We start from the raw sequence: 13,251 nt of genomic DNA on the forward strand, positions 1-13,251 counted from the left end.
TGTCGTGGAACAGGAGAAGGAAAGATACAGGGATAGTATAAGCACGGTGACCAGTGATGGAAAGCGCTCCTGGGTATATCCCAAACAGCCTTCCGGGAAGTTGTACCGGTATCGTGAATATGTGAGTTATGTTTTGCTAATCTTTCTATTTATTTCACCATTTCTTAAGGTGAATGGAAACCAGTTCCTGATGTTCAACGTGCTGGAGCGCAGATTCAGCATTTTTGGGGCTACCTTCTGGCCTCAGGATTTTTACCTTTTCGTGATCATCATGCTAATAGGGGTGGTCTTTGTGGTTTTGTTTACAGTTGCTTTTGGAAGGATCTTCTGTGGATGGATATGCCCACAGACGATCTTTATGGAAATGGTCTTCCGGAAAATAGAATACTGGATCGAAGGTGACCGGGGAAAGCAGATCAGGCTCGACAAGCAAAAATGGAATGCTGAAAAGATCAGGAAGAAGGGCCTGAAGTGGTTCATCTTTTTTCTGATTTCCTTCTTTATCGCCAATATTTTCCTGGCCTACCTTATAAGCAGTGATAAATTGCTGCTCTATGTTCAGGAGGGACCTTCGGCACATTTGGGGACGTTTATCTCTTTATTGATCTTCACCGGTGTATTCTATTTTGTATTCGCCTGGTTCAGGGAGCAGGTTTGCGTGATCGCCTGCCCTTACGGCCGGCTACAGGGTGTGCTCCTGGATAATAAATCCATCGTGGTCGCTTATGATCATAAGCGAGGTGAAAAGGAAGAGGGGAGAGCTAAATTCAGGAAAAACGAAGACAGGGCGGCAAGTGGGAAAGGCGATTGTATAGACTGTTCACAATGTGTGCAGGTATGTCCAACCGGGATCGATATTCGTAACGGAACCCAGCTGGAATGTATCAATTGCACAGCCTGTATAGATGCCTGTAACCAGATGATGGATGCCGTTGATCTTCCTAGAGGACTTATTCGATATGCCAGCGAAGAGAATATCGAAAAAAAGGCAAGGTTCAGTTTTGGTCCGCGCTTAAAAGCATATACCGCGGTTCTGAGCATCCTCGTGTTGACCTTGACCGGCATGCTTTTCCTTAGAAATGATGTGGAAGCAAATATCCTGAGGTTACCAGGGCAGCTGTATGAGCACAAACAGGGAAATATCATCAGTAATGTGTATACCTATAAGCTCATCAATAAGACCACACTGGAATATACTGATGTTGAGTTCAGGCTGCTTTCTCACCAGGGAGCGATATTTCCGGTAAAAACTAACATACAGGTGCCAGGGAATGGGATGGCAGAAGGAACTTTATTCATTGAGATAGACAGGGCGGCCTTGGAAGACGAAAAAGATAAGCTGCGTATTGCGGTTTACAGCGGTGAAAAACTGATAGAAACTACCAGTACTACCTTCCTTGGACCAAGAAGTTATAATTAAAGCTGAATATTAAAAATAAGAAACTATGAAAATAAATTGGGGTACAGGTTTGCTCATCGGGATGCTGCTGTTTATTGGATTTATAATGTATTTCGTAGTGACCATGCTAAGCAGTAAGGAATATGATCATGACCTCGTGGTAGAAGATTATTACAGGGCCGAGTTATATTACCAGCAGGATATCGACGCCGAAAAGAATGCACTGGCCATGGAAGATCAGATCGAAGTCGTGAAAGAAGCAGGGCGATTAGTCATCAGGTTTCCGAAGACTCTGGAAACTGAACGGCTAGCGGGAAAAATTAGCTTTTACCGGCCATCCAATAAAATGCTGGATTTTGAGATCTCTTCTTCTGAAATAAATGAAAATGAATTCATTGCTCCCGACGAAAAACTGGTTCAGGGGAGATGGAATATCAATATCTACTGGCAAGAGGCCGGGAAAGATTTCCTGGTTAAAAAAGAACTGATTTATTAATGTTGATATCTGCCTTCATATTAGGCCTTTTAGGCAGTTTTCATTGCATAGGAATGTGTGGGCCCATAGCCTTTTTACTGCCGGTAGACCGGCAGCATTCCGGGCGAAGATTTTTCCAGATCATGCTCTACCACTCTGGAAGGCTTGGTGCCTATGCTGTCATAGGCCTGGCCTTCGGACTGGTTGGTAAGAGCCTTTCGCTATTTGGATTTCAGCAGCAATTATCCATCTTAATTGGAGTTTTGATGCTGGCTTTTATCCTTTTCCCTCGAATAAGTTTTGGGCAGAATAAACTAAGCAGATCCTGGTATAGATTGATCTCCGGCTTGAAGAATGCTTTGGGAAAGGAACTAAAAAAGCAAAGACCTGACACTTTTTTCAGTGTTGGTTTTCTAAATGGATTTCTGCCCTGCGGCCTGGTTTATATGGCCGTATTTGCCGCCATAGCCACTGGAGGTGCAGCCAGCGGGAGCCTTTATATGGTTTTATTCGGGTTGGGGACCGTTCCTTTGATGACCAGCGCGATTTGGATTGGAAATTTTATCTCGGTAAAAGCAAGGACTCAGATACGCAGGCTGGTTCCTGTTTTTCTCAGCATTATTGCTTTGATGTTTATACTCCGGGGTCTTGGATTAGGAATTCCATATGTCTCACCAAAAGCACAACAGGACCAGGTGACAGCTACCTATGAGTGCCATACACCTGATTGATTTTAATTAAAACTAACTTCTATGAATACTTTAATTCTGCCACTGGTTAACTGGAGTCTGGGAACAGGGATCATCATGTTCTTCGGCATCGTTTGCATTGCGCTTATGCTAATAGTAGGCAATATGTTTAGGAAAAAGAGAGATAATTAAAACTGGGGGAAATCCCCTATATTTCATCATAAATTAATAAAAGATAGGAAGGCTGGAAAAAGCTTCGTATCTTTAAATAGTCATTACTTTAAAAAGGTAAGACTAAAGGCTAGTTGGTTATGCGTTTGTATAGCAATTAGCCTTTTTTTATTAGCAAGCTTCGGTTTTTGGCAGTTTTCTAAGCGCTTTTTTTAGCCATTTTTCAAATCCTTAATACACTATTCCAACCTTTTTGCAGGTGTTATTGCTTTCCATAATAGCCTGAAAATAGAGTCTGGATAACCGGACTTTAAAGTCTTATAAATACGGGAATACCCATAAATAACAGTGGACCGTTATATATTATTCATATTCTGGCTGTTTTTCTTCTTAAACTTTCAGGAACTGCCGGGGGTTATTGAAGATATCTTTAAATTGTTAATATCGTCTTAATAAATTCCCTTCAAATCTGTATAAAACAGGGTTTTAAGAGATTCATAATTCCTAAATTATTCCCTGGATTATTTAATTTAAAATTCAAGATTTGGGGCATTTTAAATTCAATATCCTGTTTTCCTTATCAATGATTTTAGGATTTACCGGTATGCTAACCGGGCAGGATGCAGGTACCGTAAAACGAATCGAAGCCGTAGATGCGTTTCTCAGGGCAGATGAGGTTCACATTCAGCAGGATTCCGGGGATGATCTCTGGATCACGACTCCTGTTAAGCTGCTTCGCTACAACTCGGTTGAGGTTGAGCATTTCAATAAGTTCAAAGGCATTCCCAGGGAAGTTGGGGAGGAATATCTTTCTACCTACACCGACTCTCAAAACAACATCTGGCTGGCTGCCGATAAAGGCCTGGCTGTTCTGGAAAAAGCTTCTGAAGAATTCAAATATGTAAGCGCTGTAACCGGGAAAGTGTATGCCATGAGGGAAGATTCTGGCAATCAGCTTTGGATCGCAGCTGAGAACGGGATTTTTAAGCTGAAGACCGATGCTTCTTCCGAAGACTTCGGGATTTCAAGATTCCTTTCAGAAAATACCATGGCGGCAGATGTGGTGCTCAACGGAAATGAGGTAGTATTTGCAGGGCCCAACGGAATACTGAAGATAGATCGCCGCTCCGGGAAATTCGACAAGGTTGACATGGGCTATTTCCAAAACCTGAATATTACCAGTATCCTTCCTTTAGGGGATCAGCTTGTTTTTGGAACCCGGGCAAGTGGATTGTACAAACTTGATGGTGATCTGAAGAGAATTCAGAAGATATATTCTATCCCGTACGAGCTGGCCACAAAAGAGATCACCTCACTTCAGGCCCTGAACGACGAATTGCTGGTTTCCATCAATGGTGGCGGGATTATTCATTTAAATAAAAACCTGGAACTTTCCGGGGAGATCAACCAGGCCTATCCCAAACAGATCTATGCTACCTACTTAAATGATCAAAACCTGCTTTGGATGGTTTCCAAAAAGGGACTTTACCTGAGCAATCTGGCAGGTAATGCTGTGCAGAATCTTACTCATGATCCTGCGGTTTACTCCAGCCTGGCGAACGACCTGGTAACGGCCGGTGAAAAGGATGCTTTGGGCAATGTGTGGTTTGGAACTTCTGAAGGTCTAAGTATCTGGAATCCTGAAACCTCCCGATGGAGGCATATCAAAAATCTTAATTATAGCCGGGCCATGGAAATGCCCGATGAAATAACCGATCTCGCTGCGACCGGAGAACATATGTGGGTAGCCACGGCCAATGACGGTGTCTATAAGATCAATATCTATACCCTCAAACGTGCGCATTACTCGGTTGATGCCCTGTTTAAAACAAAGATTCAGTCGGCAAGGACGGTTTATATAGATCCCAGCGAAAATGTGTGGATTGGTGGGGATGATGGGTACTTAACCCAGGTAACACCTAAAAACGAGATTAAGGAATTCCCGATAAAAAATGTGCAGGCTCTTGCTGAACTGGGGCCGCAGAAACTTATCGTGGCTACCCGCATCCGGGTTCATTCACTCAATCCATCAACCGGAAGGATCAGCGATCTTTCCGTGCTGAATGCGGGTGAAGATCTGGTGTATTATACTATCAACGACCTGAAGATCACCCATGACGGGATTGGCCTTTTTGCCACTGAAGGTGCCGGATTACTTCTTTATAATTTTGAGGAGGAATCTGTTAAACAGATCGATAGAACACGGGGTCTTCCCTCTGATAATATAAGCGGAATCTATGGCGAAAACAGCGATGAGATCTGGATAGCTACAGATAAGGGCATGGCCTGTTACCAGGATAGCGATTCAGAAATGATGGTTTTTTCTGAATACAATGGATTGAATACGGCTGAACTTACCACTGGCTTTGTTGAATTACCCGATGGCAGCCTGGTGATTGGAAGTACAAAAGGCGTAAATATTTTTAAGCCTAAGGTCATGCTTGCCCAACAGGAATTCACACCGCGGCTGGAGCTTTTGCAGTTAAACCTGCCGGGGGAGAAAGACCCGGCAAAGCGGGAATTGGATATTTTGAATGGGAATAGGATTAAGATTGACGAAAATACAGGTTTCCAGGTTAGTTTTGCCGGCTATTCACACCTTGATCCCGAAAAGATCCTTTACTCCTGGAAAATGGAAGGCCTGGATGAGAATTGGCGGGAACCAACAAATTTGAATACTGCAAGTTATTCCGGTCTCGCGCCTGGATCCTATGTGTTTAAGGTGAGAGCCAAACTAAATGGTTCCGGCTGGTCTGAGGTGCAGGAAGTGCCAGTTTCGGTTCAACCGGTGGCTGGCGCCATTCCCACGGTATATGTGTTCATGGGAATAAGCGTGATAAGTATGATCGCTATTTTTGCCTTTGTGTTTATTCACCGGTCTAAAAATGCCGACAAGATGGCGCGTAAGGAGCTGCGAGATCAGCTACAGAAGGAATTTAAAAAGCCCGTGGAAAATGCGGTTAAATCCCTGAGTAAGATATCAGCTTCCCAGGAAGCCGGTGAGAACGAAGACCTGCAACGATTCGCTGCCCGCTTTGACGAACTGTTCAACCAGATCCTGAATTTCAGCTATGAGGAATCGGTTTACGAGATCTCCAGGATCGATCTGCACCGACATTTTCCAGAGATTCTTGAAGAGATCGAACCGGTTTATCAACTAAAGGAACTGGAAATGATCACTAACGACCAGTGGGGGAATAACGAGTTCTTCTACAACAAGGAAATGCTGGATAAGATATTTTTCAGCCTTATTTCTGGAAGCGCCGGTTATTCTTTCAAAGGCGGCAAGATCATTGTAAACCTTATCGAGACAAGCGTGGGCGATCTTAAGCTCCAGATCACCGATAACGGCCGGGGAATCCCTTCTTACGATATCAGGGAGCTCGAACGTAAAAAAGTGGATGAATCCAGGCTCAATCCAAGGGACAAGAGCGGACTTCGCTATATCCTGAAGGCCAGGGACCTGATCGCGAAAGCCGGCGGAAGTTTCAGTTTTGAGACCGAAAAGAACGAAGGTTCTACATTTACCGCTATTCTGAAGAACAGGCAGAAGGATTATAAAAAAGCACCGGAAAGAGCGGCGGCTGTTTTTATGGCTGAAAAGACCAAAAAACAGGTAACGCCCGAAGTCCCTTCAGAATTGAAAAATCTGAGCGATGCCAAGATCCTGGTCATAGAAAATGATGAAACCACCCGAAATGTTCTAGTAAATAATATCGGGCGATATTGCCAGGTTTACCAGGCTTCGACCGTAGAGGAAGGTTTGGAAAAGGCCGGAATGATCTTTCCGGATATCATCATCTCTGCACTTGTGCTGCCAGATATGAATGCCTTCCAGTTCACTAAAATGCTGAAAAGAAATATAAGCCTCAATCATATCAATGTATATCTGCTCGCAGAGGAAGGCGAACTTTCAGAAGAGCAGCTTGCTGAATTTTCAGAATATCTCCTGAAACCGGTGAACGTGGCCGAATTGCTGAATAAGCTCACTAAAACTCTGGTCTGGCAAAAGGAGCTTCGAAATTCTTTTGTGAAAGCACACCTGGAAAATAGCCAGGTACCATTCAGGAATGAATCCGATGAAAAGTTCATTTCCGAACTCAGGAAACTCATAATTGCAAATATCCAGAACGAGAATTTCTCGGTTCACGACCTGAGCGCTAACCTGGGGATGAACAGCAACAGCCTTTTTATGAAACTGAAAAGCCTCACGGGACTTTCTCCGCAGGATTTCATGGAATTCGTACGGCTGGAATACGGCCGGCAATTGCTTAGCCGTGGCGATCTGAATGCGATGGAGGCTGCCTATCGTTCAGGATTTTCAAGTCCGAGTATTTTCCAGGGATCCTACAAAAAGTTCTTTGGACAGGAACTGGAAGTGACACTGAATAATAATACCGAATAAACCTTTTTTTGCCCTAACGAAGAACAGCCTGTCTGGAGTGATCCAAACAGGCTGTTTCTTTTTAGTCAAATTTCAGGAAATTAACCAACCAGGTGCAATTCGCTGAAGTCCTTATCGATGATCATGCTGTTCTCTTCAGCATTATACTGAAGATCTTCCAGCGTTACTTCTTCGTTTTCATAGAAAACCCTCTTGATCTCGAAAGGAATTCCATGTAATTTTAGTTTGAATGTTGAATAGGGAGCTGAATATTTTCCGCTCTTATGCTGCTGAAGGATGACTTCATCTTCCTTACCCGTTAATTTGAAGGTTCTTAGACTGTAAACATTCTGCCTGTATTCATAACCGTCATGGGCGTCTTCATAGAAATCGGAAGTTTCCTTTCCAAGCTTGTAATACAGGTCCAGGTTGATCTGTTCCAGTTTCTTTTCATCCACGTATTGCTGGACGGGATATTTCGGGATCAATGCACCTTCTTTGATAAAGATAGGAATGATGTCCAGTGGGGCGTCGATATACATTTCCCGTCCACCGGTGATCAATTTATCATTCCAGAAGTTATACCATTTTCCGCGTGGAATGTACATCCTGCGACCCTGCACATTTGGTTCCTGAACCGGGCAAACCAGGATCTTGTTACCGAAGATAAATTCATCAGACCTGTAGTGGGTTTGCACATCTTCCTGGTCGAAATACACCAAAGGTTTCAAAATAGGCATTCCCTCCTGTACATACTTGTAAAAGGCCGTATATAGATAGGGCAATAACTGGTAGCGCAGTTCCACATATTTCCTGGTTATTTCCAGCACTTCTTCGCCAAAGAACCAGGGTTCCTGTTCCCCATGATCTCCAGAGGAGTGCACCCTGCAGAATGGATGGAAAATTCCTAATTGTAACCAACGAGTATATAATTCTCCTGAAGGCTGCTCGGCAAATCCACCAATATCAGAACCGGCAAAACTCATCCCGCTCATACAAAGTCTTTGGATCTGGACATTTGCTAACCAAAGGTGTTCCCAGGTAGCAATATTATCGCCGGTCCAGGTTGAGGTATAGCGCTGCCCGCCAGAGTAATTAGCACGGGTTATGATAAATGGTCTTTTTGGGAAATTGAATTTCTTGACCCCTTCATAAGTAGACCTGGCCATCTGCATTCCGTAGATATTATGCGCCTTCCTGTGGCTGCAACGGTTCCCATCATATTCATGGCGAACGTCCAGCGGGAAGGTTTTCCCAGGTACCTCCATAACTGCAGGCTCGTTCATATCGTTCCAGATACCTTTTACACCAATATCTCCAATAAGTTCACGATACAGGCCGCTCCACCATTCCCTTACTTCCGGGTTGGTAAAATCGGGGAAATAACATTCGCCCGGCCAAACCTTTCCGCGCATATAAGGCCCGTCTGCTCTTCGGCAGAAATAGTCGTTTTCAAGTGCCTCCTTGAAAACACTGTAATTAAGGTCAATTTTGATTCCTGGATCGATAATGGCTACGGTCTTGAAACCATCTTCCTCAAGCTCCTTTACCATTCTCTTAGGATCCGGGAAATATTCCTTGTTCCAGGTAAAACAGCGGAAACCGTCCATATAATCAATGTCCAGGTAGATCGCATCACAGGGGAAGTTCAATTCCCTGAATTTGGAAGCGATCTCCTTTACCTTGCTTTCCGGGTAGTAACTCCATTTGCACTGGTGGAATCCCAGCGCCCACATTGGAGGCAGTTCTGGTTTCCCGGTAAGATCGGTATAGGTGGTAAGCACATCGCTCATCTGCGGGCCATAGATGAAGTAATAGTTCATCTCACCGCCATCTGCCCAGAAACTGGTCACGTTCCTGCGTTCATGGCAGAAATCGAAATGTGTCTTAAAGGTATTGTCGAAAAAGATCCCGTAGCTCAAATTATTATGAAGTCCCATATAGAACGGTACAGCCTTATATAATTCTACGGTGTCTTTCCCGTAGGCATACTGGTCTGTATTCCACAGGCTGAGCCTTTTGCCTTTCAGGTTGAAATTGGTTGGCTTGTCTCCCAGTCCGAAGAAATTCTCCTGGTCACGAGAGGCCTTGCTCATCTTTACGAAATTCCCGCCAAATTCAAAGCTTTCCTCCCAGTGGAATCCAAGCTCATCCTCCACGATTGGTTTGCCTTCCAGTGTATACATTCCAACCCTGATGTCATCTCGTGCTACTTTACAAATGAACTTTTCAGTAGTGATGATGATATGGGTTTGGTCTTCCTCTACCTTGAGTTGATTGAAACCATGCGGATGATCTTCATCCACCGCATAGGAAAAATCGTCTTCAAAGATTCCGTTGGTCGTATACCTGAAACGGATCATATTATCTCTTAGAATGGTAAGTTGAAGCCTTACGCCGTTCTTGGTTATAAAATTGATTGAATCCTGGTCATGTTCGTAGGATATCAATCCGGTGGGGTACAGGTTCCCCTTATGTTCTAGTTCAGTATTGGTGATCATAGTCTAACGTCTTAAATGCCACTTACAAAAGAAATCCTTTCCCTTGAATTATGATACAGTTGTTTATAAAATTTGAAAAACCACTGCGCCCAGCGGAGGTATGGTGATCTTAACAGATTGTTCTTTTCCGTGAAAACTTTCCTTTTCTACCTTTAGGGTCTTATTCTTAATTCCCGAGCCGCCGAATTTTTTGTCGTCTGAATTGAAAATCTCCTTCAGTTTTTGAGCCTTCGGAACGCCAATACTGTAATCCTGAAGCGTATTCGGGGTAAAGTTACAAACGATTACCAGTGAATCTTTCGGGTCTTCACCTTTTCGAATAAATGCGAGTACCGAATTCTGGCTGTCATCATAAGAGATCCATTCAAAACCTTCATTGCTGAATTGTTTTTCGTGCAGGGCCGGTTGTTTTTTATAGAGTTTGTTCAGCTCAGTGATCAGCTCTTTGATACCTTTATGATAGTCATATTGCAGTAAGTGCCAATCCAGGCTGCCGTTGTAGTTCCATTCTTCATGCTGACCAATTTCGGCTCCCATGAACAGTAGGTTTGTGCCAGGGTGGGCAAACATATAAGAATATAAAAGTCTCAAATTGGCAAAACGCTGCCATTCATCGCCGGGCATACGCCCCAGGATCGATCTTTTCCCGTAAACCACCTCGTCATGACTAAGCGGAAGTGTGAAATTCTCGCTGAAGGCATAGGTCATACTAAAGCTGATATCGTTCTGGTGATATTGCCTGTAAATAGGATCTTTTTTGAAATATTCGAGCGTATCGTGCATCCAGCCCATCATCCATTTCATTCCGAAGCCAAGCCCGCCAAGGTCAACCGGTTTTGACACCATTGGAAAGGAGGTGGATTCTTCGGCGATGGTTTGAACGCCTTCAAAGCTCCCATAAACTTCATTATTTAGATCTCGCAGAAAACTGATGGCTTCCAGGTTTTCCCTTCCGCCGTGTTCATTTGGCTCCCATTCTCCGTCTTCACGGGAATAATCGAGATAAAGCATCGAAGCCACGGCATCAACACGAAGGCCATCTACATGATATTTATCCAGCCAGAAAGCGGCGTTACTAATAAGGAATGATCTCACCTCGTTTCGTCCATAATTGAAAATTAGACTTTTCCAATCAGGGTGATAGCCTCTTCTTGGGTCGGGATGTTCATACAAATGTGAACCGTCGAACAGGCCTAAACCGTGTTTGTCTTCCGGGAAATGGGAGGGAACCCAGTCCAGGATAACTCCTATCCCGGCTTTATGAAAAGCATCTACCAGTTCCATGAATTCCTGCGGAGTTCCAAAGCGGGAAGTCGGTGCAAAATAGCCGGTTAACTGGTAACCCCATGAAGGATCATAGGGATACTCCATGATAGGCATGAACTCCACATGAGTGAACCCGGTTTCCCTGACATAATCCACCAGTTCTGTGGCCATTTCAGAATAGGTAAGCGATCGGTTTTCATCCATATTTCGTCTCCAGGAACCCAGGTGAACCTCGTAGATCGAAAAAGGTTTGTCCAGCCTGTTCATTTCCTTGCGGGTGCCCAGGTATTTTTTATCTTTCCACTTATAGTCAAGATCCCATACTACTGAGGCAGTATTTGGCGGATGTTCGCAACTAAGCGCATAGGGATCTGCCTTTTCCAGTTTCTGGTCATTCACATGAGACTGGATCTTATATTTATATTTCGTTCCTTTTTGAACTCCCGGAATAAATCCTTCCCAGATGCCGCTTTCATCCCATCGAACATTCAAAGGGTGCTCGCCTTCCATCCAGTAATTAAAATCCCCGATCACCGAAACCGACTTTGCCGATGGTGCCCAGACGGCAAAATAAACGCCTTTCTCGCCATTCACTTCCATGATGTGTGCACCAAACTTTTCGTAGAGCCGGTAATGTTTTCCGGATTTAAAAAGATATATGTCGAAATCTGAAAATAAAGAGTGTACCTGTACTTCTTTTTTCATAGTTGGTTGTTAGTTTTTCTTGTTCTTTAATATACTGGCGATCCCTCTAAGCGGGATGATCGTCCAGCGAGGCCTGGAATTGAGCTCGTAACCCAGTTCATAGACCGCTTTTTCCAGCAGGCAGTAATCCAGCAGGAATTCGATCTCCTGGCGGTAACCTATGTTGAGATTTTCGGTTTGAACCTTATCTACATAAGTTTCCATGAAAACGCCTATCATGTATTTATATAAGATCTCCCCGGCTCTGAACAGATCTTCCTGGGAGGTCTCGAAACTGCCATCATTGTTAAAGATGGTCGAATATATGGCATAATGAAATGATCTGAACATTCCAGCCACATCTTTTAATGGCGGCTGTTTTACTTTTCTATCCTGAATGGTACTTTCAGGTTCTCCCTCAAAGTCCAGCAGGTAAAAATCATCATCATCCACCAGTACCTGGCCCAGGTGATAATCACCATGGATCCTGATTCGTTCACTTTTCATTTTTGTCCAGTCGAAATTGAGGAAATGCTCCCTGATCTCTTTTTTTCGGTCCAGAAAATCTTTGGCAAGCTGTAGGGCTTCTCCGTCCAATTTGTGCATATTGTTCTCAATAGTATTCAGCCTGTTCTGGAACATATAGATGAGCCTGTTTTTCAGCCAGACCGCATAATCCCCGTTATATTTCGTTGGAGTAAATGCTGTATCCTGCATGTCGCTGCCAAGGGCTATGTGCATTTCAGCCGTTCTTAGCGCCAGTTTGGACGTCTTTAGGAAAATATTTAGCCCGGCATAATCGATGATCTCTGGCGGAATACTGCTAATTGGCTGCCTTTGGTATAATGGAATATCGGGTAACCTGTTAACACTGATCCTTTTCTTATGAATATTGCTGAAGACCGGCTTCAATTCTTCCAGCATATATTTCCAGGCATCGCCCTCATTGTTCAGTAATTCCTGCATTAGGGAAAGGGTGATGGTATCGCCATTTTCCAGTGCAAGGTTGATGCTGCCCACATAAGCCGGGGTATTCCTGAAATGGCTCTTTTCAGTTAGGAACCTGCTTATCTCATAATCTGGATTTTTACTGGTATAGATACGCCTGAAAAATTTCATCACGTATTTATCATTATAGATAATGGAAGTATTGCTCTGCTCCCCACCCATGAATCTTGAGGATTTGTACTTACCGGGAGTGATGGTCTCAGAGCGATGGTAGATCACCTTACTGCCTTCTTCCTGTTCTACCGAATATCCCATGATCTTATCGAATACGAGGTGCCTGAAGTCCTCGATATGTATGGCATCGATCAAATGTCCTTCAACCCCGTTGAAGGTGACGGTAGAGATGACGGTTCGGGTTTCCAGTTCTCCCTGGCTAAGCGGAATAAAGCTTAGGGGAATAAAATAGTTCTGAAAAAAGGCCTCGCTGAAGTTGATCTCGATAAGAGCGCCGTGAAAAATGTTTTTTTTCGAATTCAGCATCCCGTGATCCACCACATCTATATATTTAAGCGTGCTTGATTTCCCGGCATACCAGCGTTTCTTCAGAATATAATCCACCAGTATCTCTGTGGTAAAGGTTTTTATGAATTCTGAATCATTGAAAGCGTCTTTCCAGTCACATTTGAACCGGAATTCTGAAATCTGAACGTCAGTATTTTTGGGTTTGGACATGG

The 13,251-nt window shown here is 43.8% G+C and carries 8 protein-coding genes; 5 read left to right on the forward strand and 3 right to left on the reverse strand.

All coding sequences use genetic code 11. The annotated features are described in order from the left end of the window. Positions 1-4: 4 nt before the first annotated feature. The 5 genes from ccoG to MKO06_RS06940 all read left to right on the forward strand — a co-directional run bounded on the left by ccoG (position 5) and on the right by MKO06_RS06940 (position 7,139). Positions 5-1,420 carry a cytochrome c oxidase accessory protein CcoG gene (gene ccoG / locus MKO06_RS06920; protein WP_241550093.1) on the forward strand — a complete coding sequence of 472 codons (1,416 nt, stop codon included), beginning with the start codon at positions 5-7 and terminating at the stop codon, positions 1,418-1,420. Positions 1,421-1,445: 25 nt separating this feature from the next. After that, a complete protein-coding gene (locus MKO06_RS06925; RefSeq protein WP_241550095.1) occupies positions 1,446-1,895 on the forward strand; it encodes a FixH family protein in 450 nt (149 codons plus the stop codon). Further along, the gene (locus tag MKO06_RS06930) at positions 1,895-2,605 is read left to right on the forward strand and encodes a sulfite exporter TauE/SafE family protein (protein WP_241550096.1); all 711 of its coding nucleotides are present in this window, start codon (positions 1,895-1,897) and stop codon (positions 2,603-2,605) included. Before MKO06_RS06925 ends, MKO06_RS06930 begins: the two co-directional genes overlap by 1 nt. A 21-nt stretch (positions 2,606-2,626) precedes the next feature. Beyond that, positions 2,627-2,755: a hypothetical protein gene (locus tag MKO06_RS06935; protein WP_256946155.1), complete on the forward strand. Its 129-nt coding sequence runs from the start codon at positions 2,627-2,629 to the stop codon at positions 2,753-2,755. Positions 2,756-3,278: 523 nt separating this feature from the next. Continuing rightward, positions 3,279-7,139 (forward strand): triple tyrosine motif-containing protein, encoded by a 3,861-nt coding sequence (locus MKO06_RS06940; protein ID WP_241550098.1) that lies wholly within the window; start codon positions 3,279-3,281, stop codon positions 7,137-7,139. A gap of 80 nt (positions 7,140-7,219) precedes the next feature. Here MKO06_RS06940 and MKO06_RS06945 read toward each other — a convergent pair whose 3' ends face one another. From MKO06_RS06945 to MKO06_RS06955, 3 genes are all read right to left on the reverse strand, one after another. After that, positions 7,220-9,619, reverse strand: a complete 2,400-nt coding sequence (locus MKO06_RS06945) for a glycoside hydrolase family 31 protein (protein ID WP_241550100.1) — start codon at positions 9,617-9,619, stop codon at positions 7,220-7,222. 63 nt (positions 9,620-9,682) lie between these two features. Continuing rightward, positions 9,683-11,590 (reverse strand): 1,4-alpha-glucan branching protein GlgB, encoded by a 1,908-nt coding sequence (gene glgB, locus MKO06_RS06950; RefSeq protein WP_241550102.1) that lies wholly within the window; start codon positions 11,588-11,590, stop codon positions 9,683-9,685. Between the two features lie 9 nt (positions 11,591-11,599). Then, positions 11,600-13,249: a trehalose synthase gene (locus MKO06_RS06955; RefSeq protein ID WP_241550103.1), complete on the reverse strand. Its 1,650-nt coding sequence runs from the start codon at positions 13,247-13,249 to the stop codon at positions 11,600-11,602. Positions 13,250-13,251 lie beyond the last annotated feature (2 nt).

Source organism: Christiangramia oceanisediminis (assembly GCF_022570735.2).
GTDB lineage: Bacteria > Bacteroidota > Bacteroidia > Flavobacteriales > Flavobacteriaceae > Christiangramia > Christiangramia oceanisediminis.

Bases quoted from the DNA above. Each gene is read 5' to 3' on its own strand.
- MKO06_RS06925 (WP_241550095.1), top strand. From the start codon at position 1,446: ATGAAAATAAATTGGGGTACAGGTTTGCTCATCGGGATGCTGCTGTTT.
- MKO06_RS06930 (WP_241550096.1), top strand. From the start codon at position 1,895: ATGTTGATATCTGCCTTCATATTAGGCCTTTTAGGCAGTTTTCATTGC.
- MKO06_RS06935 (WP_256946155.1), top strand. From the start codon at position 2,627: ATGAATACTTTAATTCTGCCACTGGTTAACTGGAGTCTGGGAACAGGG.
- MKO06_RS06945 (WP_241550100.1), bottom strand. From the start codon at position 9,619: ATGATCACCAATACTGAACTAGAACATAAGGGGAACCTGTACCCCACC.
- glgB (WP_241550102.1), bottom strand. From the start codon at position 11,590: ATGAAAAAAGAAGTACAGGTACACTCTTTATTTTCAGATTTCGACATA.
- MKO06_RS06955 (WP_241550103.1), bottom strand. From the start codon at position 13,249: ATGTCCAAACCCAAAAATACTGACGTTCAGATTTCAGAATTCCGGTTC.